The 19,720-nt window shown below is 70.5% G+C and carries 17 protein-coding genes and 1 pseudogene; 7 read left to right on the top strand and 11 right to left on the bottom strand.

Annotation, left to right across the window (positions count from 1 at the left end; all coding sequences use genetic code 11):
- Positions 1-46: 46 nt before the first annotated feature.
- The 3 genes from DEJ49_RS00090 to DEJ49_RS00080 form a co-directional block, all read right to left on the bottom strand.
- Positions 47-1,132, bottom strand: a complete 1,086-nt coding sequence (locus tag DEJ49_RS00090; protein ID WP_150181758.1) for a methyltransferase — start codon at positions 1,130-1,132, stop codon at positions 47-49.
- A 133-nt stretch (positions 1,133-1,265) separates the two neighbouring features.
- Entirely contained in the window at positions 1,266-3,131 is a 1,866-nt protein-coding gene (locus DEJ49_RS36830) for a lyase family protein (protein WP_223832657.1), read from the bottom strand.
- Complete coding sequence (locus DEJ49_RS00080) at positions 3,128-5,191, bottom strand: FAD/NAD(P)-binding protein (protein WP_150181757.1); 2,064 nt, start codon at positions 5,189-5,191, stop codon at positions 3,128-3,130. The genes DEJ49_RS36830 and DEJ49_RS00080 overlap by 4 nt, the downstream gene beginning before the upstream one ends.
- Positions 5,192-5,885: 694 nt before the next feature.
- Here DEJ49_RS00080 and DEJ49_RS00075 point away from each other — a divergent pair.
- Positions 5,886-6,707 (top strand): AfsR/SARP family transcriptional regulator, encoded by an 822-nt coding sequence (locus tag DEJ49_RS00075; protein ID WP_150181756.1) that lies wholly within the window; start codon positions 5,886-5,888, stop codon positions 6,705-6,707.
- Between the two features lie 153 nt (positions 6,708-6,860).
- On the opposite strand, the gene DEJ49_RS00070 is transcribed toward DEJ49_RS00075, so the two are convergent.
- The 3 genes from DEJ49_RS00070 to DEJ49_RS00060 form a co-directional block, all read right to left on the bottom strand.
- Positions 6,861-7,874: a ParB/RepB/Spo0J family partition protein gene (locus tag DEJ49_RS00070; RefSeq protein WP_223833143.1), complete on the bottom strand. Its 1,014-nt coding sequence runs from the start codon at positions 7,872-7,874 to the stop codon at positions 6,861-6,863.
- Positions 7,875-8,270: 396 nt separating this feature from the next.
- The gene (locus DEJ49_RS00065; protein WP_150181754.1) at positions 8,271-9,281 is read right to left on the bottom strand and encodes a winged helix-turn-helix domain-containing protein; all 1,011 of its coding nucleotides are present in this window, start codon (positions 9,279-9,281) and stop codon (positions 8,271-8,273) included.
- Positions 9,282-9,490: 209 nt separating this feature from the next.
- Positions 9,491-9,874, bottom strand: coding sequence for a winged helix-turn-helix transcriptional regulator (locus DEJ49_RS00060; RefSeq protein ID WP_150181753.1), 384 nt, complete (start codon positions 9,872-9,874; stop codon positions 9,491-9,493).
- Positions 9,875-9,974: 100 nt separating this feature from the next.
- On the opposite strand from DEJ49_RS00060, the gene DEJ49_RS00055 reads away from it, so the two are divergent.
- Positions 9,975-10,376: a RidA family protein gene (locus DEJ49_RS00055; RefSeq protein WP_150181752.1), complete on the top strand. Its 402-nt coding sequence runs from the start codon at positions 9,975-9,977 to the stop codon at positions 10,374-10,376.
- A gap of 66 nt (positions 10,377-10,442) precedes the next feature.
- On the opposite strand, the gene DEJ49_RS00050 is transcribed toward DEJ49_RS00055, so the two are convergent.
- Together DEJ49_RS00050 and DEJ49_RS00045 are read right to left on the bottom strand one after the other, a co-directional pair.
- Positions 10,443-10,664 carry a hypothetical protein gene (locus DEJ49_RS00050; RefSeq protein ID WP_150181751.1) on the bottom strand — a complete coding sequence of 74 codons (222 nt, stop codon included), beginning with the start codon at positions 10,662-10,664 and terminating at the stop codon, positions 10,443-10,445.
- Between the two features lie 226 nt (positions 10,665-10,890).
- Positions 10,891-11,127, bottom strand: coding sequence for a hypothetical protein (locus DEJ49_RS00045; RefSeq protein WP_150181750.1), 237 nt, complete (start codon positions 11,125-11,127; stop codon positions 10,891-10,893).
- A gap of 215 nt (positions 11,128-11,342) precedes the next feature.
- On the opposite strand from DEJ49_RS00045, the gene DEJ49_RS00040 reads away from it, so the two are divergent.
- Positions 11,343-12,110 carry a HEAT repeat domain-containing protein gene (locus tag DEJ49_RS00040; RefSeq protein WP_150181749.1) on the top strand — a complete coding sequence of 256 codons (768 nt, stop codon included), beginning with the start codon at positions 11,343-11,345 and terminating at the stop codon, positions 12,108-12,110.
- A gap of 4 nt (positions 12,111-12,114) precedes the next feature.
- Complete coding sequence (locus DEJ49_RS00035; protein ID WP_150181748.1) at positions 12,115-13,116, top strand: HEAT repeat domain-containing protein; 1,002 nt, start codon at positions 12,115-12,117, stop codon at positions 13,114-13,116.
- Between the two features lie 75 nt (positions 13,117-13,191).
- Here the strand turns inward: DEJ49_RS00035 and DEJ49_RS00030 are convergent, their stop codons facing one another.
- The 3 genes from DEJ49_RS00030 to DEJ49_RS00020 form a co-directional block, all read right to left on the bottom strand.
- Positions 13,192-14,805 (bottom strand): NlpC/P60 family protein, encoded by a 1,614-nt coding sequence (locus tag DEJ49_RS00030; protein WP_223832656.1) that lies wholly within the window; start codon positions 14,803-14,805, stop codon positions 13,192-13,194.
- Between the two features lie 400 nt (positions 14,806-15,205).
- The gene (locus tag DEJ49_RS00025) at positions 15,206-16,363 is read right to left on the bottom strand and encodes a cytochrome P450 (RefSeq protein ID WP_150181746.1); all 1,158 of its coding nucleotides are present in this window, start codon (positions 16,361-16,363) and stop codon (positions 15,206-15,208) included.
- 587 nt (positions 16,364-16,950) lie between these two features.
- Positions 16,951-17,334: a hypothetical protein gene (locus DEJ49_RS00020; RefSeq protein WP_150181745.1), complete on the bottom strand. Its 384-nt coding sequence runs from the start codon at positions 17,332-17,334 to the stop codon at positions 16,951-16,953.
- A 168-nt stretch (positions 17,335-17,502) separates the two neighbouring features.
- Between DEJ49_RS00020 and DEJ49_RS00015 the strand changes: the two genes are divergently transcribed.
- The 3 genes and pseudogenes from DEJ49_RS00015 to DEJ49_RS36220 form a co-directional block, all read left to right on the top strand.
- Positions 17,503-18,753 (top strand): helix-turn-helix transcriptional regulator, encoded by a 1,251-nt coding sequence (locus DEJ49_RS00015; RefSeq protein WP_150181744.1) that lies wholly within the window; start codon positions 17,503-17,505, stop codon positions 18,751-18,753.
- A gap of 23 nt (positions 18,754-18,776) precedes the next feature.
- Positions 18,777-19,151, top strand: coding sequence for a hypothetical protein (locus DEJ49_RS00010; protein WP_150181743.1), 375 nt, complete (start codon positions 18,777-18,779; stop codon positions 19,149-19,151).
- A gap of 173 nt (positions 19,152-19,324) precedes the next feature.
- Positions 19,325-19,504 (top strand): annotated as a pseudogene (locus DEJ49_RS36220) (transcriptional regulator); the annotation flags it as partial.
- Positions 19,505-19,720 lie beyond the last annotated feature (216 nt).

Genomic DNA, 19,720 nt, shown 5'->3' with positions numbered 1-19,720 from the left:
AGGTGCGGCGCCGGAAGGGGGCACCGGGTGGCGGCCGGAGGTGGGCTCAGTGCGCGCTCGCCTCGACGACGGAGATCGCCGCCGGGGTCTGCACCACCCGCTCCAGCCGGAAACCGGCCTTGCCGAGCAGGTCGGCGTACTGGGCGCGGGTGCGTTCCTTGCCGCCGACCAGCAGCATCAGCCACAGGTCGACCAGCTTGCCCGAGTGCGGGCCGTTGACCTTGTCGGGCACCACCATCTCCATCACCAGGAGCCGCCCGCCGGGGTTCATCGCCTTGCGGACGTTGCGCAGGATCTCCAGGGCCTGCGGCTCGGGCCAGTCGTGCAGGATGTGCTTGAGGATGTACGCGTCCCCGCCGGCCGGCACCGCGTCGAACAGCCCGCCGTCGGCGATCGTGCACCGCTGCGAGAGGCCCTGCTCGGCCAGGAAGCCGGCGGCGCCGTTGGTGCCCACGCGGGGGTCGGAGAGGATCCCGCGCGCGTTCGGCGTCTTCTTCAGCACCCCGGCCAGCAGGTCGCCGCGGCCGCCGCAGAAGTCGACGACGGTGCCGAAGCGGGCGAAGTCGTAGGCGGCCAGCAGGGGTTCGGTCTCCGTGCCCGACATCGCCCCCATCCCCGCGGTGAAGACAGCCCCGTACTCGGCGTTGGCCTCCAGGTACTCGAAGGCACCCATGCCGCGCAGTTTGGGCAGGCTCGGCTCACCGGTGCGCACCGCGTCGACCAGGTGCCCCCAGTCCTCCCAGTGGATGGGGTGGCCCATCAGCCGGGCGATCCCGTACATGGACATCGGGGCGTCCTCGATCAGGGCCCGCGCCATCGGGGTCAGCGCGAACCGCCCGTCCTTGCGCTCGGTGAAGATGCCGTAGGTCGCAAGGAGGCGCAGCAGGCGGTGCACCGCGTCGGCGTCCGCCCCGGCCCGCTCCGCGATCTGCCCGGGGGTGAGCGGCCCGTCCTGGAGGGTCTCGGCGATGCGCAGTTCGGCGGCCACGTAGATCGCCTGGCTGACCATGGCGCCCTGGACGAGCTCGAGCAGCGCGAACGGCGGGGGAGCGAGTTTGCGCGTCAGGCTCTGCAGCGCGGCACGCACGCTCTCGACGGCACGGACGACACGGGCGGGCGGCAGTGGCGGCATGACATTCCTCCGGCTGAGTGCTGGACATTTGCGGACAAAAACGGCGACGAGAGACAAGGGAGCGGAAAGCGGGGGAGGGGGAAAGAAGAGAACGGGAGGGCAGAGAGCGGAGGACTAAGGCCCGGGGGGGGGCTCACTCCCGCAGCGCACGGTCCACCAGCACCCCCGCAGCCCCGGTGTAACGCCGCGGATCGAGCAGCCGCGCCAGCTCCTCGCCGCTCACTACCCCGGCCAGGGCGGGCAGTTGAGCCAGGACCTGCCCCAGCGGCCGCCCAGTGGCCTGCGCCTGCTGCGAAGCACGGGAGAGCAGCTCCCTGGCGGCGCTCCTGCCGAGCCGGGGCGCCAGGTACGCGGCCAGCCGCTCGGAAACGACCTGACCAGCCGTCAATTCGAGGTTGGCGCGCATCCGTTCGGGCCGCACCACCAGTCCGGCGGCCAGTTCGGCGGCCGCGTGGGCGGCGCCGCCGGTCAGCCGCAGGCACTCGCGCAGCGGCTGCCACTCGGCGTGCCACAGCCCCGCCGAGCGCTCGTCCTCGGTGGGCAGGCACTGCGCCAGGACCGAGGCGAGCGCGGGCACCTGGACGGCGGCCGAACGGATCAGGGTGGCCAGGACGGGGTTGCGTTTGTGGGGCATCGCCGAGGAGGCGCCGCGTCCCTCGGGGGCGGGCTCGGCGACCTCGCCGATCTCGGTGCGGGCCAGGACCTGCACGTCCGCCGCCATCTTGCCCAGGGCGCCCGCGGTGTGCGCCAGGGCGGCCCCCAGATCGGTGACGGGCGTGCGCAGCGCATGCCAGGGCAACACCGGCCGGGCCAGCCCGGTCTCACCGGCAAACGCCTCCCCCAAAAGCTCCACCCTCTCCCCGACACCCCACCCCACCCCACCGCCTGGGGCCTGCTCGGCGTTCTGCTGCGGGTCCTGCGTGGCCTCTTGGCCTGGGGCCTGCTCGGCGTTCTGCTGCGGGTCCTGCGTGGCCTCTTGGCCTGGGGCCTGCTCGGCGTTCTGCTGCGGGTCCTGCGTGGCCTCTTGCCCCGGGCCCTGTTCCACCTTCTGCCCCTGCCCTGGGGCCTGCCCGGTCTCCTGCGGCCGGGCCTGCCGCGGGGTTTGCTGGGTGTACTGCCGCGGGGTCTGCTGCGTCGCTTGCCCGGATTCCTGCTGCTGGGCCTGCTGCGGGGTCTGCTCGGCCTCCTGCCGCGTCGCTTGCCCGGCCTCTTGCTGCCGGGCCTGCCGCGGGGCCTGCCCGGCGTACTCCTGCGGAACCTGCGCGGCTTCCTGTCCCGGGGCCTGCCCGGCGTCCCGCCCCGAGGCCTGCTCGGCGTACTGCAGGTAGCCGGCCAGCGTGCCGGCCGCCCCGCCCAGCGAGATGACCAGGGACTCCTCCGCGACACGCTCCAGGCGTGCGACGGCCTCCAGTACCAGGTGGCGCCAGCCGGCCGCCTTGAGGCCGAACGTGGTGGGCACGGCGTGCAGGGCCAGGGTCCGCCCGGCCATCACCGTGTCGCGGTGGGCGCCGGCCAGCGCGGCCAGGGACACAGCCGTCGCCCGCAGGTCCGCGACGATCAGCCGCAGGGCGCGCGCGGCCACCAGCATCGCCCCGGTGTCGAAGACGTCCTGGCTGGTGGAGCCGCGGTGCACGTACTCGGCCGCCTCCGGCGCCGTACGGGCGACCACGCGGGTCAGCGCGGCCACCAGCCCGACCACCGGATTGGCCGTCGACCGGGCGGCCAGCGCCACCTCCCGCACGTCGAAGTGCTCGGCGCGGGCGGCCGCGGTGATCGCCGCGGCCGCCGCGGCAGGAACCGTGCCCGTGCGCGCCTGGGCCCGGGCGAGCGCCGCCTCCGCGTCCAGCAGGGCCTGCAGCCAGGCCCTGTCACCGACCGCGGCCTCCACGGCGGTGCCCACCCGCACCGGCGACAGCAGCCCCGCATCCGGCTGCACCGGGGGAGCGGCCGCCACGGGCGGGGGAGCGGCTGCCACGAAATCCCCGGAGTTCGTCGTCACGGCTGCACCTCTTCACGTTCCGAAACGCCCGCCCCGCCGCCGGGCCCGGGCCCGGGCCCAGGAACCGGCGCCGTGCGGGCGGGGGCAGGGGCGGGGGCGGGGGCGGGGGCGGGCAGGGCCAGGACCGCCCCCGCGATGGCGTCGGAGTCCTCCAGCGTCACCGACCCGACGCCGGGCCGGATGCCCGCGGCCGTCACCCAGTGCACCGACTCCGTGGGCACCCCGTAGGCGAAACGCCGCCGGTGCGCCCTCCCGCCGGCGTCCAGCAGCTGGAAGGAGCGGGTGACGGCCAGGCCGCCCGTCTCGTGGTCCTGGACGCGGTAGGGGCGGCACTGCCCCGAGGCGAGGAGGCGGCGCAGCAGCGGATCATCCGTGCGGCGCAGGTCCGTCTCCGGCAGCCGGGCCTCGATCAGCGCACCGGCGCGCACCCGGGCGCCGGGCACCACCGTCGAGGTCCCCACAAACCCCGCCCCCTCGCCCCCAGGGCCGCCCTCGGCGGCGGTGACGCGGATGCCGGGCAGCGACACCTCCAGCACCCCGGCCGCCATCAGCGCGAGCATCTCCTCCACCCGCCCGGCGGGCGGCCCGATGGACAGATAGGCGTTGAGCGGCGTGTACCAGCCCTCCAGCTCGGTGCGGTGCGAGTCCCCGCTCAGCCCGCCGTGGTCCACGGCCAGCCGGATCTCGTTGCGCAGGTCGCGCAGCACGTCGAGGGCGGCCTTCAGCGGCCCGCGCACATTGCCGCGCCGCGCCTGCGCCACGTCCTGCTCGAGGTGGCCGCGCAGCCAGGCGGCGAACTCCGCCGAGTCCGCGAAGAGACGGGAGCCGTACGGGCGGGCGAGCGCCTCCCAGTCCCAGCGCGCCTCCTCACCGATCCCGGCGGCCGCCAGCACCCGCTCCTCGGCCCGCCCCGGCGCCGCGGCCAGGAAACCCGCCGCGAAACAGGCCACCGCCCCGGGCGCCTCGCCCCGCCCGGCCAGCAGCGCCTCGTAGTAGACGCACCGCACCTCCTTGGAGATCAGCGGCCACAGGTCGTCGCCAAAACCCAGCGGGCCGCGCCCCGGCGCGCGCAGCGCCGCGACGTGCCCGGCGGTGAGCAGCCGCGGCCGGTAACGGCCGTACGCGCCTTTCTCGTTGTCGCCCCGGGAGTGGTACGGCACACCGCGCCGCGACCCGGCGTGCAGCCGCGGCTCGCGCCCCGAGGGCCGGTAGACCAGGCGCCGGCCGGCCCGCTCGAACCGGCCGCCCCGGCCCTGGGTGAGCAGCGACATGTAGTCGAAGAAGTTCAGGCCAAGGCCGCGCAGCAGCACGTCCTGGCCCGGCGCGATGGGGGAGAGGTCCACGTCGGCGGGGTTGGCCGGCGCGACGTAGAACAGGCCGTGCCGCCCGGCGAATTGGCCCAGCGCGGCCTCCTGCGCACTGGGCCGCACCGGCACGTGCCCCTGGGCGAGCACCACCGCGGACAGCCCCGAAAGCCGCGTGCCGTCCTCCAGCACCACCGTCTGCGCCGCAGCCCCGCGCGCCCCCGTGCCCTGGTCGTCCGTGCCCTCCTCATCGGTGAGGGCCACCGCCCGTATCCGGTGCACGCGGATCACCACATGCGCCGGCGCGCCGGCCACGGCCTGCGCGAACGCCCAGGCCAGGTACCGCCCGTACAGGGCGCGGGTGGGATAGCTGTCCGGCCCCAGCGCCCGCGCCTCACCCAGCACGTCCGCCTCGCACGGGGTGGCGGGGCCGGGTGCCAGCGCGCCCCGGCCCAGCGCCCGGGCCCACTCATAGAGGCTGGGCCCCTCCTCCAGCGGGCCGCGGATGCAGACGCTGTCGTCGGTGTAGACGGTGACCTGCGAGGCGACGGTGTTCATCAGCAGGTGCGGCGACTGCGCGGGCCGCCACACCCGGCCCGCGCCGGGCGGCGCGGGATCCACGACGTGCACGCTCACCCGGTCCCACAGCGGGGACTTGCGTTCCTGCGCGCAGATCCGCTCGAGCACGGAGAACCCGCGCGGGCCGGCTCCGACCAGACACACCGCGGTGTGCTGAGCCAGGGGTCCTGTGGGCATGGTCGCGTGCTCCTTGTCGCGGAGGGCATACCGGGAGGGCAACCGCCGCCGGGCGGTGCGCCCCCACACTCCCCACGGGGTCAGGAGGCGGGCTCAACCAGGACTCGCGTCCCGGCGGAGCCCGCCGCCACCCGCAGTTCACCCCATCTTTGGATCACCGGGGAAATGGGAGAGGGCCGCGCATTGCGCGGCCCGGACCGCTCCCACCGCTCTCGCGCGTTTATCAGAACTCCGCCGGTGAGTCCACGGCCGGAGGAATGCGTGAATGCGGACATGACGCCGTGCCGGACATCGGCCCGTCCGGCGCAGCGTGACAGATCACAATCTCGCAGACCTTATTACAAGTGCGCCCGGCAGGGGAGACCTCATGTACGGAAGGACGGCGGAGGTATCACCTCCGCTTCGTCCCGCACGGGCCCCTCGGGGCGCCGAGGGAAGCACTTGCCGCACCCGGCAATCAGTCGACACAATTCCGCTGGCCCATGAGTTATCGGTGGACAACGGCGAAAGTGACATCAGAGGGATACCTGAAAAGCGGTGGAGTATCTGCAGATCCGGGGCCGCTCCGGCGGCCGGCGCACCTGACGGATCGGTTAGCAGAGAGAGGCTGTGGAGTCTGCCATGCGACATGCGCTGCAGATCAGATTCGGTGCCGGCTCGCAAACGCGAAGCCGCCGGATTCTAGGAGGAATCTGTGAGGGTAAAGGTCCTCGGCCCGCTTGGTGCCGATGTTAACGGTGTGAATGTTGTGCCAACCGCAAGCAAGCCCCGGCAGATCCTGGCGCTTTTGGCCCTCTACCCGCGAAGGGTCGTGCCGATCTCGACGCTCATGGAGGAGATCTGGGGGGTCGACCTGCCCGCCAGCGCCATGACGACCCTGCAGACCTACATCCTCCAGCTGCGCCGGCGCCTGGGCACGGCCATGGGCCCGGACGCGGCGGGCAGCGCCAAGGACGTCCTGGTGACCCGGTACGGCGGCTATCTCCTGCAGATCCCGCCCGAACAGGTCGACGTGCACGAGTACGAGCGCCTGGTGGCCGGCGGCCAGCGCGCCTTCGACAGCGGCGACGACCGGGCGGCGGCCACCCTCTTCGGGCGGGCCCTGGACCTGTGGGACGGGTCCGCGCTGGTCGACGTGCGCATGGGCTGCGTACTGGAGATCGAGGCCACCCGCCTGGAGGAGAGCCGCCTGGTCACCCTGGAGCGGCGCATCGACGCCGAGCTGCGCCTGGGCCGGCACTGCGAGTTCCTGGCCGAGCTGAGCGACCTGACCGCCCGCCACCCCCGGCACGAGGGCCTGCACTCGCAGGCGATGGTGGCGCTGTACCGCTCGGGCCGCCAGGCCTCGGCCCTGGACGTCTACCAGCGGCTGCGGGCCCGGCTGATCGAGGACCTGGGGGTGGAGCCGTCGCCGCAGTTGCAGCGGCTTCATCAGGCGATTCTCGCGGTCGACCCGCGACTGGACGTGATCGCGGGCCCGCGGCCGTCCTCCACGTTCGACCGCTACGCGAGCTGAGCGGGCACAGCGGCGATGCCGTCGGCGGCATCCGCAGCTCTCCGCGGGGCACCCGTTGCCCGCGGAGGGATGCCGCCCACACCGCCCGCCCGGACCCCGGACCCAAGGCCCCGGACCCCGGTCGGATCTGTGGGGGTCGACTGCGGAATTTCCTCAGTTGGACGCCTTGGAGCAGTCGTCGCACAGGAGCTCCATGCGCGTGGCGATGCAGTTCCACTGCGCCGCGCACGCCCGGGCCAGGGCGGCGATCTTCCTCGCCTGGTGGGCGGGGGCCTGCAGGACCAGGCCGGGGTCGCTCTTGCGGATGATGCGGGCCTCGAGCCAGCGGATCATCTCCCGGCCGTCGTTGCTGTACTTCAGGGCGGGGTCCCGCTTGAGCGACTCGAGCTGGGCGAGGGGGTCCACGAGCGGGAGGGCCGCCTCGGGGCCGTGCGGAGCCCGGCTGCGGGCCTCCGCGCCGGACAGGGGCCCCTCCTCCGCGCTGCGCAACCGTTTCTGCGCCTCCCGGGACGATGGCGCGGGCAGCTGGGCGCTCTCGGCGCCCTCCCGCAGGACGATGTCCGGCTCCGCGGGCAGAATGTGGGCGCTCTTCTGGCGGTCTTTGTGGGAATTCAGCGGCCGTACGCGGCCGTCCCGCCCGACTCTCAGCGGGGCCTGGGCGATCTGTCCCGCGAATTTACGGCGCAGTACCCCGACGGTCTTGCCGGAAAGGCCGGTCTTCATGGCGACGGCCCGGTCCGACCACTCGGGGAAACTCTCCAGGATCTTCATCGCCGACTTCTTGCGGTCGGAGAGAGCCAGCGCAAGGCCGTGCTTCAGGTTCAGTTCGACGGCTAAGAGGAACGCTTCCCTGTTCGATCCCTCGAAGTAGCGGACCTCAATGGTTTCCTCGCCGTTCAGCCGCGCCACGTGCAGCCGGTGCATTCCGTCGATGACCTTCATCGTCGAGCGGTGCACGATGATCGGCGGAAGTTTATCGGTGCAGGCCGCCAGAGTACGTACATGATCCTGGTCGACACCGGCGAGACGAGGAGAATCCGCGTCACGGAGCAAGGCGATCGGAATCCTGATGATTGAAGCAGAAACCTCGGTCGAGTGGTCGGGCCCGACGGGCCGGCAGAACTGATCTTTAGGAAGTTCCCCCCCAGGGGCTGCCTCCCCTGGCATTCCGATCATCACGCTGCTTCTCCTCCCCCGGACCGAAGCGCATAACGCGGCGAGAGTATCATGAGATTCCGCCACGAACAGAGAACTCTCCGGGATTTCATGCAATTGCGTTATGCCCGTTTTTTCCGGAGAAGGTCCCCGGCAACAGAATCCACCAGCGATCACCGGACCGGACCGACACAAGCCACCTCACCCACACCCCCCACCCGCGCCCCCGCGACCCCTCGAGCCGCCCGGGACCAGCCCCGACGCCCCTTCAGGCGCCCCCTCCCCACCGCACACCTCCGGCCACCCGCGCAGCCGACGGAGCCCCGCACCCCCGCACGCCCCCGCACCGGCCCCGGCGCTCCGCTCCCGCCCGGCCGACCTCCACATTCAGCCACCCGCGCACCACCCTCACCCCGCGGTACTCAGTAAATGGGTCCCTGCGTAAGTAGCGGTGTGCAAAGCGGTATTGCGGTGCCGCACGGTGTGGGAGAGGCCGGCGGTGCGCAGCACGGTGGCGTGCTGGCTCGCGCTCGCCGGTGAGATCCCCGCACGCCGGGCGAGTTCACTGGTCGTACAGCCCGGATGCTCGGCAATGGTCCACAGCACCACGGCACGCGTATGCCCCAGCAGCGCCGTCAGGGAATCGGGGACCGCACTCAGTACCCGGGCGGTCTCCACGGGCGCCAGAAATAGATCCGTGTCACGTACACCGACGGGATAGGTCAGCCACGGCTGCGGCTCGGCGGTTTCGTCGAAGGCCGGAAACACCGCGCCGAACACCGAGGGAATCAACAGCAGTCCGCGGCCCGCGAGATGAATGTCCCCGGTGAACCCGGATGCCGTCGTCAGCTCCAGTACCGGTGAATCCCACCGGATACAGGACGGGTTGAGGCCCGACAGCAGCATGTCGAGCCCGCCGTGGGCCACCTGACGGGCCCGCAGCGCCTGATCCGCGCGGCTGAGCACGTCCATGTGCTCCTGATAGGGCGCGACGACCTCCCGGTGCGCGAGGGCGACGGCGTCGGCGAGCTCGCCGAGCAACCGCCGGTCGCTGCCCAGTGCCCGCGTCCACGCCGGCACCGCCTGCCCCTGCATGCGCGCCGCCCACCTCTCCATGTCCGCGGCGATCCGGGCGGCGGGCGTGGCGCGCACCCGCTCCACCGCCTCGTCGATGCCGGCGGCCCCCGCATGGTCCAGGAAGCCGACGGTCCAGCCGGTCGGCGGAATCAGATCGAACAGCCGCCGCACGCCGGGCGCCAGCCGCCGCAGCGAGTGGCGCCGCCAGGCCCCGAACCGCGCGGCATGGGCGCCGTCCTGCAGCAGCCGCACGGCGATGTCCAGCTCCAGCATCGGCCGGGGCCCCTCGGCCAGCCGGGTACGGGCCAGATCGGCGGCGGTGAAGTGGAGACGCAGCGGCATGCGCAGAGCCTGATCAAGATGTCGTTATTCGGGCTAGCCCAAAACACGTCGACCTCGATCACCCCAATGCGCCACTCTTGAACCGCGAGCAGCCCGCAGCAGCCCGAGCAGCCCGCATCAGCCCCATCCCGGCCCTGCGAGGGGCCGGCCTCATACCGGTGGGACGGCCGTGCCACGGGGGAACACGGCCGCCCCACCAAGCTGCCCTCTCAGGTGCCGAAGCGGCCGCGCGCGCTCTCGATGTGGGCCAGGTGCTGGTGGGTCCATCCGCAGAGGGCGTCGACCGCGGTGCGCAGGTCCCGGCCCGGCCCGGTGAGGGTGTACTCGACCCGCGGCGGCACGGTGGGGTGCACCGTGCGGTCGACCAGGCCGTTGCGCTCCAGCATGCGCAGGTTCTGGGTGAGCATCTTGTGGCTGACGCCCTCGACCTCGTCGCGCAACTCGCCGAAGCGCAGGGTGCGTTCGCCGAGCGCCTCGATGATCAGGAGCGCCCACTTGTTGGCGACGTCGGAGAAGATCTCCCGCGCCAGGGAGTCCGCGCGCCGCAGGTCGGCGTCCTCGGGCAGACCCTTGAGGAGCTGCTTGGTCACCATCAGGTTCCCCAGTCACTAAAAAGTGCGTTCTTCCAGGTCAGCCCACACTCTCTTACAGTTCCCGAGTAACCACAAGAGAGCGACCGGAAGGACGGCCACCATGACCACCCCTGACATCTTCACCCACGACGTGCCCGCCGAGAGCGACTTCGGCTACGTACAGGCGATCAAGTCCGGCGACCTCGTCCACGTCTCGGGACAGCTCGCGTTCGGTGAGGCGGGCGAACTCCTGCACCCGGGCGACTTCACCGCCCAGCTGCGGCAGACCCACGCCACCATGGACAAGGTCCTGGCCCACTACGGCGCCACCCGCAACCAGATCGTCTCGCAGACCCTGTACCTGGTGGACCTGCAACAGCACGCCGCGGCCACGATGAAGGGCAACCTGGACTACTTCGGCACCCACCGCCCGGCCGCCACGGCCCTGGGCGTCACCGAACTGACCTTCCCCGGCCAGCTCGTGGAGATCAGCTTCATCATCGACATGAAACTGCCCGCCTGAGGCTTCGCGGGCCCCCGGCGGGCACCGGGGGGCGCCGGCGAAGACGCCCCCCGGGGGAAGGACAGGTCAGCGGTTCGCCGGCCGGACCCAACCCTTCTCGACCAACTGGTCACAGTGCCACCGGCTCTGAGAAGGGCTCTCGCCCTTGTCCTTGGTCGCCTTGAGGCAGTCCTGGTAGGGGAACGGCGGGCCCTGCTCAGGTGCAGATGCCGCCTGGGCGGTCACTGCCGACGCACCGAGCCCGGCAGCAGCCACGGCCAGGGTCAGGGCCATACTCATCCGACGCACAACGTTCTCCTCTTCTCGTTCTCGCGCCGGAGCGGAACGCTCCGGAGATCCACGCCGTCCTGCCGCGGCCCAGCCGCCGCACAAGATCAGCGATCACTCAACGAGCGAGGCCACCGGCAGGCAATCGCTCATCCGTGTGATCCCCGGCCGCCCATGACAGAACGCGGCGGCAAGGAGGGCCGAGCCCGCCTCGCCACCGCGCCTGTGCTGATCCCGAGCGCGTACGTCAGCGCTGGGCGGCGGGCTCGTGGCCCATGCCCTCGTGGCCGTAACCCTTGGCCTGGGAGAAGACGATGCCGAGCGGGCCGCCGACGCTGTCGTACTCGCCCTCGAAGCCCTTGTGGTTGTAGCCCAGCCCGTCGTGCGGGGCGTAGTGGTCGTCGTCGGCGACGGCCGAGCCCGCCCCGATGGCCACAACGGACGCGGTCAGGACGGCGGCGAGGATGGTCGAGCGAACACGCATGAGAATATTCCTCCTGGAATATGCGGGGTGTTGTCGCTATGTCACTTGCCGCGCCGGCAGACCCGGGTAACGGCCCGGCACCCCCTCACCACCCGAACGGGCCCCGCCATGCTTCCGCACGGCCCACACGACCCCGGAACCGGCCGGGCGGCCGCCCGCGCTTGACCTTGCCACAGTGACAAGGTGTCCACTGCCTCCCAGAGAGAGGCGGACCGATGACCACGACACCCCAGAGCCCGGACCCGACACAAACCCCCCAGACACCCCAGACATCCCAGTCCCGGCAGTCCCAGCAGACACTCAAGGCCCTGCGGGACAACAACTCCTCCGTACGCCTGCGAGCCGCCCTGGCAGCCGGCACCAGCCCCGACCCGCGCTACGTCGACCACCTCGTCGAACGAAGCGCGACCGAGCCCGAGTTCTTCGTCCGCGACATGCTGACCTGGGCACTCACCCGCCACCCCGTGGACCTGACCCTGCCCGAACTGCTCGGGGAACTCAGCTCGGAGCACGCCCAGGCACGCAGCCAGGCCCTGCACACCCTCTCCAAGATCGCAGACCCGCGGTCCTGGCCGGCCATCACCAAGGCCCTGCTGACCGACGCCGACGACGAGGTCGCGCGCAGCGCCTGGCGTGCCGCGGTCCTCCTCGTCCCCGAAGGCGACGAAGCCGCCCTGGCCGCCACCCTGGCCACCCAGCTCGGACGCGGCGAGCGCGAGACACAGCTGAGCCTCAGCCAGGCACTGGTCGCGCTCGGCGCGGTCATCGAACCGGTCCTCCACGAGGCGACCACGGCCCCGAACGCCGACGTACGAGCCCACGCCCTCGCCACCCGGCAACTGCTGCACGACCCGGACGCCGGATTCACCCTGGCCATCGAGGAAGCCAAACGCACCGCGGCCCTCACCGGCGCCCCACAAAACGGCCAGGAGGCACCGGGCGCCGCCCAGGACACCCAGGGCACCCCACGGGACGGACAATAGGCCCGTGCTGATCGGTGAGGTGGCAAAACAGTCCGGCGTGAGCGCCCGCATGCTCAGGCACTACGAATCCCTCGGCCTGGTCCAGCCATCCCAGCGCACCGACTCCGGCTACCGCGAATACTCCGCGAAAGACATCCAGCGGATCTTCCACATCGAAAGCCTGCGCTCCCTTGGCCTGTCCCTGCGCGACATCGGGCGCGCCCTGGACGACGCCGACTTCACCCCCGCGGCCCTCGTCGGCGACCTCATCCGCCAGACACACGACCGCATCGCCACCGAGACCGAACTGCTCACCCGCCTGCGCCGCATCGACGCCGCCGACCCCACCGACTGGCAGGACGTCCTCAAGGTCATCGCGCTCCTGCAGGCCCTGGGATCGCACAACCCCGGCACCCGCCAGCGCGCAGCCCTCTCCACCGCCCACGGAACCCCCGTGCCGGTGGAGGCCCTGGTCGAAGCGGCACTGAGCGAAACACAGCCGAACGTCGCGGGCACCCTGCGCTGGGCACTGGCGCAGGCACCCGACGACGCCCCGGCACTCCTGGCCAAAGGCCTCGACTCACCCCTGCCCGCGGTACGCAGACGCGCCGTCCAGGCCCTCGCCAAAATGCCCGGGGACCAGACCACCACGCACCTGCACGACGCCCTCACCGACCCCGACCCGCAGGTCCGCGGGCAAGCGGCCCTGGCCCTTGGGACACGCGGAGAGACCACAGCGATCCCGACGCTCATCGACATGATCGTCGCGGGACGGAACGACACCGACGCGGCCGACGCCCTGAGCGAACTGGCGGGCCAGGACACCGCGACGGCCCACCGGATCACCACCCGCCTCGTCGACCACCTCGCCCACCCCACCACACAGCCCCCCGCCCGCGGCCGCCTGACCCAGGCCCTGGCCGACATCCCGGGAACGACAGCCGCACAAGCCCTCGTACAGCTGTCGCACGATGAGGACCCGGCAGTCTCCCTGACCGCCACCTACCTCCTCCAGGCCCGCACCTGACCCGCCCCCCCCCGGGCAGCGAACCCGCACCGGCGACCACACCCGCCCGCCCCCTCCCGGGCAGAGAGGCCCCCGTCAGATGCGGTGGACGGTATGCAGGGAGTCCGCGTAGATCCCCGGCCCGTCCAGAACCGACGCACCCGAGATGTCGGCCATGGTCGGCCCGTCAGCACTCTTGCGGCTGGAGAGGAAACGCCGCTTGTCCTCCTGGTCGAGGCCGAGATAGATGCCCACGTGATCGACGTCGTACGACTCCGGATCATCCGGATCACCCGCCACGTCATGGACATCGAACAGAACCAGATCCCCCGGCTGCAACTGCCCCAGATCCACCCCGGAACCACCACTGCCCGCCCGCTGGGCGACACGCACACCGGGCGCGAAGTCCACCATCGCACCGGACTTGCGCGGCAGCGCCTTCTTCGCCGGGTCCTTCACCGCCACCATGTCCACGCCCAGATGAAAGCCGTAGACCATCCGCACATACCCCGAACAGTCCAGGTGCCGGCCCTGCTTGTCCTCCGGCTCCCGGGTTTCGTCGGGAAAGGCCCACGGCTGCTGCATGTAGTCGTGGAAGTCCGCGCCGACGGGCAACAGCCCCTGACTGTCGGGCTTCCCATACCCCGCCTCACCCAGCACGTCCGCGCCCCCCACCCGCGGATCCGCACCCCCAACAGGCGGGGCATCGGGCAGGAACATCATCGCGTACGAGAAGACGTCCGGGGCCATCGAACCGGCCCAGCCACGCACCACGGCCTCAACGGCCGGCGTCCACGCACCGTCGAACGGCGCGTCCAAAAGCCGCACCCAGTCGCGATGCGTCACCGAAGGCGGCGCCGCCCACGTGGCATCAGCCACCTCAAAACGACGCACGGCCACAGTGACCGGCAGATTCGTACAGCCCGAAGAGGCAAACCCGCGAACCCCCACCCGCCCACGACGCCCCGCCTCCGCGACCTCCACCTGCGCGATGGGCTCCCCGGGCTCCACACCGGCCGCAGGCCACGCCGTGACCAGCGCCTTGACCCCCGTACGCCGCACCCGGATCTTCCACACGGCACCGGCCCGCACCCCCGTGGCAAGCGGCCCCGCCTCGGCCAGCACCACCGTCCTGCCGTCCGCCACCCTCTCCACGCGCAGATCCACCTCCCCCTTCGTGGTGAAGGAGAGCCGAGCCCGATAGTGCGCGCTCCCACTGCGATACCCGAAGAGCAGAGCAACAGAACAGGCGTTGCCCACCGGCACCTTGTCCAAGGAGGCCTCACACATGACGTCGACGTCGGATATCCCGTCATCCGTCAACGTGGCATAGCGGCCCTCCTCCGTGTCCTTGAGGACCATCGTCGCCGCACCCCTGGTGTGGACACCGAAATCGGCATCACCGGCCGTCCCCCCGTGCACACTCCAGGTGCCACCGGCCGGCGAATAGCCCCAACCGGGCTTCAACCGCTTGGCGGGCAGCAGCGCCGGGTCGGGAACCAGCCGGTCGAACACATCGGCAAAAGACTGCTTGTTCTCCGTGAACGTCCGCTCGGGCCCGGACACCACCACGGTGCGCGCCCCCTCGGTCAGCACGGCCACCCGCTGATCCCCGTGCCGCACCTCCGTACGCACCGGCGTGCCCGGCAGCACCCTCGCCCTCAGCTCCCCGAGAAAGGAACGAGCGAAGGCCGCCGTGTCGTACGGCACCCCCGTGAACGTCATCGCCGAGCGCGGCCCAGTCGTAGAAGCAGCACCGGCAACACCCCCCGACGCGAGCGGCACAGCAGCGGGCGAGCCCGGAGCGGCACGCCCCGCGGACGAGGCGACAGCGGCCGGAGAAACGGCAGCCGAAACAGTAAGTGCCCCAAGGGCGCCAAGGAGACTACGACGGGAAGTATCACTCACGCGCCACATCATCCCCACGACCCCCCGGAAGCACCGCATCCGGCACCGGACACACAACAACCAAGGGCCCCGCCAAAGGCGAGGCCCGGACACCGAAGGTGCCCGGGCCGAGGCCGACAGCGCCCCTGATCCATCAGTACCAGTACCAGCGCCGGGCCGGCTTGTTCGTGAAGATGCGTCGCATCGTCGCAGCCATGACCAATCACCTCCTCCCCAACTGGCGGGCGGACGGGGGGTCTGGGGTGCGGTGCAGGACGAACGGCCGCGGGGCATTGCCCTCCGACATGACCGCGCGCGCATCACCACCGGCAACGGTCAGAAAAGCCTGATCGGTCAGAGCGGCCAGCGACTCCGTGAGCAGCGTGTGCGCCACCGCCGCACCGGCACAGCTGAACGGCCCCATCCCGAACGGCACATACGGCCCATGGCCACCGCTCTCCGCCCAACGCTCGGGCCGAAAAACATCGGGAGCATCCCAATGACGCCCATCGTGATGCAGCAGATACGGACAGACGGAGAGCAGCTCACCGGCCTCGAAAACGGTGCCGCCGAGCTCCACGGCCCGCGGAAGAGTACGCCCCAGCATCCACGGCACCGGACGGTGCCGCACCGCCTCACGCACCACATGATCCACGGGCCACGGCCACGGCGCGGCCCGCGTGTGATGCAGACACCCCAACAGCACCGACCACGCCAGCGACGAACTGACCGGAGACATGATCGCCCGGAACATCATCAGATACAGATCGGCCACCGCCCGATCAGCCATCTCCGCCCGCGGACACACCGTGAGCACCGCATCCAGCAGATCCCGCGGCTCACCCACAGGCCGCCGACGCCGACGCCGCACCTCCTCGGCCAAAGCCCCCACCAACCGGGCCCGCACCACCTCCGCCCGAGCCCGCTGCCACGCATACGGCGCACGCACCGCCACACCCTCATGCGCCGCCTGCCGCAACAACCCACGCACACCCTCCGGCGCACCAGGATGCAGCAACACATCCGCCAGACACCGGTACACCAACCGCGTACCGGCCCCCGGCCACCGGCTCACCACCGGCAAACCCGCCACCGCCTCACCCAGCACGGCACGACAGGACGGCACACCCTCCCGCAGCAGACCGCGCACCGCACGACCCACCTCCACCTGCGCACCACGATCGGGCAGCAACGCACCGAAGAACACCGACCCGCCCACATTGAACTCCGGATCACGCAGCAACACCTGCGCCAACTCCGTGTCGCGGACACACCAGCCACCCCACGGCAGCCGCATCACCTCGGCCGTGCTGCCACGGCTCAGCTCCTCGATGTACGCGAGGGGATCCTGCCGCAGCCGAACCCTGACCCCGAGCCTCATCCCCCCACCCCCCAGACCTCCGCGCAGCCCCGGAGCGAAGTCCAGCAACCCATACCAGGCATGACGAAGCCCCCTCACAGACACCCGAATACACCGAGCCGCAGCCGGAACCGCCCCGAGGAAACACCCACCCCCAGACGACACCCGACCAACGCCCGCCACCAACAGCCGCACCCCACAAAGCGGTTGGCACACAGAGGTACTTCCACCCCACCCCTGAGATATGTCCGCAATGACCCGAAGGTGTAAGCGCACGCCGGTCCCCCCACCCACCACCAACCCCCACACCCGACACCCCCGGCCCCCACCCCCCACTCCCGGCGCACGCCTCGCCGACCAGACACGACGACCGGCCCAGCGATACGTTCCGCAACCCGACACCGATGTCCTGGCCCGAGATCAGCGGCGGCCAGCTCACAATGACGACGAGAACCAAACTCCAACGCCAGCGGGTAGCCCACCACCTCCGCGCCCAACTAGAATCCCAGGTCGACGACGGCCTGACCCTCGCGCTCCAACCCGGTGCTGCCGATGTACGGCGCGAAGTCAGGCCTATAGTCGGCGCCGGCGCGCCGAATCCAGGGAGGTCACCACGAGAGCGTCGTTGCGTTCTTGAGCACTCGGCAGGCGCCCGCGAGGAGGTACAGACGGGCGGCCGGGTTGGTGAACGCCGCCGCCTGCTGGTCCTCGTAAACGGCCTGCGCGTGACGGATGGAGCCTGCCAGAACGTCACGGGCACGCTGCGCGGCGAGGCTGCTGCCGCTGAACCTGGCGAGCCGGGCCTCTGCCGGATCCAGCAATCGGGTCAGGTGACCGCAGAGTTCGACGGCTACCTCGTCGGCCAGGAGGCTAGAGGGGTCGGCGACAGCCAGGACCTCCGCACGACGGATCGCGTTGTCCACCTCTGCCAGGTCGGCCGGTCCGGTCTGTGCCGGTCGGAATTCTCTTTCCTCGCTGGTCATTGCGGTCACCGTCTGCTCCCTCACCACGACTGCCGGACTGCTCCGACCTCAACAACACTCAGCCTTCCGTGCTGAGTTGCTGCAGGCCACGGCGTCTGTGGGACACCCTTGGGACACCTTTGCGCGTTACGGGTACAGCACCCCAGTGACGCTGTCGGATGACGAAGGGCCTGGCCGATGACCTTGGGCGAACGGCGTAAACGGCTGGGATACAGTCAAGAAGCGCTGGCCGCAGACCTGGACGTCGACCGACGTACGGTCGGCCGGTGGGAATGCGGCAAGGCGCTACCCCAGCCCTGCCAGCGCCCCAGACTGGCCAAGCTGCTGCAAGTCGAACTGCACGAGCTGGACGTCCTGATCGCCGAGACACGTACCGGCGCTGCTCAAGAGCCAGTGACAGTCACGCAGGGGAGCGTCTTCAGTGCGGGGGTATCCGACGACATGATCCGACGTGAATTTTTGCGCCTGGTAGCCGTGACCAGCGCCCTCTCCGCGATGAGCGACGACGCTACCGCCGACGGCAGCGAGACAACAGACGCCCACGCGGGGACCTTCGCTGCGATGAACAACCACCTCTGGCAGGTGTTTCAGATGGCGCGCACCAAGGCAGCTGTGCATCCACTTGTACACGACCAGACAACCGCGCTTGCCGACTGCCTCGCCGACGGCAAAACCCGCCACCACCACACGCTCGTCGCAGCGGCTGCAGACCTGTTCCAGCTCGCCGGGGAGCTGGCCTTCGACCAGAACCGGTACACCGACGCCGCAGTCGCATACAGCCTTGCCACCTCAGCAGCTAAGGACTCCAAGGCATACGACTTGTGGGCGTGCGGACTCACGCGCCTGGCCTACGTCGACCTGTACGAAAACCGATACACGCAAGCCGTGTCCACGCTCAGCGCCGCTGAACGTATCGCACGCCGTGGCGACCCGCAGCTCTCCACACGCCACTGGGTCGCCTCGGTGCAGGCCGAAGCACACGCGGGACTGGGGGACCTGGCCTCCTGCGAACGGGCGCTGGACGTGGCTCAGGAGGTCACCGCAGGCCCGGTTTCGGGCAACGGCGGCTGGCTGCGCTTCGACGGCTCACGCCTGGCGGAGGAACGCGGCGCCCGGTACGTACGACTTGAGCGCCTAGACCTCGCCGAACGAGCTCTCCAAGACGCACTGCGGCTCGACGGACTCGCACCTGGCCTCTCTCTGCGGCGCCGGGCGGCCGTGCTTACCGACCTGGCAGCAATCGGGGCCAAACGCAGGGACGTCGAGCAGCTCACCTCCTATGCCGATCAGGCCCTCAAGATTTGCCACGAGTCCTCATCCGGTTACGTGGCTCGTAGACTCGGCGACCTGCGCACCGCCTGCACGGCGCTGTCCGGGGACCGCAGGGTCGCCGAACTCGATGCCCGGATCCGTGTGCTGACCGTCTGACCGAAAAGCGAAAGGTGAGCGTTGTGAGCGACATCGAGGGCGCGAAGGTATTCCGCGAGGCTTGGATCGCAGGGGTGCGCAAGCATTTCGACGGCGAACCGAAGCCGTCCTACGTGACGCCATGGCAGGACACCCCCGACTGGGAGCGAGCTGCCGCCGGCGCCGTCTTCGACCAGGTTGCCCAGCTCCTTGCCCACTCGGATCGCAACGCGTCGCGTCTGTCGCGTGAGCAGAAGAGCCGATTCGTCGCCACTGCCTGGACTGCACAGATGTACAAGCACTTTGGCGAAGACGTCAAGCCTGGCTATGTCGCGGACTGGCCCGAGCTGCCTAGGTGGCAACAGGAAACGGACGCGGACATTTTCGAGGCGGTGGAGGACGCCACAAAGGAGGCTTGATCAACGATCCCGTATCACTCGAAGAAGATAGGGACTTTGCATCCCCCGTTTGATGCTGCGCGAACACCACTGATGTAGAAGCTTCTGGTAGCAGGCACGTCAGGCACCGGACTTGGTCTCCTTCAGGAGCGGTCACCCCACCCGGCTAGTCCGAGTGTGGCGGTCGACGGTTTCAGCGGGTGCTGGAGTACCGCAGTCTCAACATTCGCCGGTGGGACGCCATTATCCGGTCCTGGGCGGCTGGAGATGTGACGGCTCAGGACGATGCATGGGTGGATTTGATTGTGGATTTGGGGTCGCAATGGGGGCAGTACGAATATGTTTCAGCTGTGGGGGTTTGCGGCATAAGCTGACGCTACATCAGGTATTGGTATGTCCCTACCTGACGTAGCGTCACACCCCGCACGGTGGCGCCCTTTGCCGCTGTTTTTAGTGAAAGCCGCGGAGCGGTTTTCACCCGGAAATCGCGGAGCGAATTCCGGCAGGCCGAATCGCGAAGCGATTCGAGCCGCGGACAACGGAGTTGGCCGCGCCGGTGACGGAGTCACCGGCTGCCGCGCGGAGCGCGG

This window comes from Streptomyces venezuelae, assembly GCF_008642335.1.
Taxonomy (GTDB): domain Bacteria; phylum Actinomycetota; class Actinomycetes; order Streptomycetales; family Streptomycetaceae; genus Streptomyces; species Streptomyces venezuelae_F.
The sequence above is the reverse complement of the archived record's forward strand: the minus strand, read 5'-3'. Positions and strand labels throughout refer to the sequence as shown.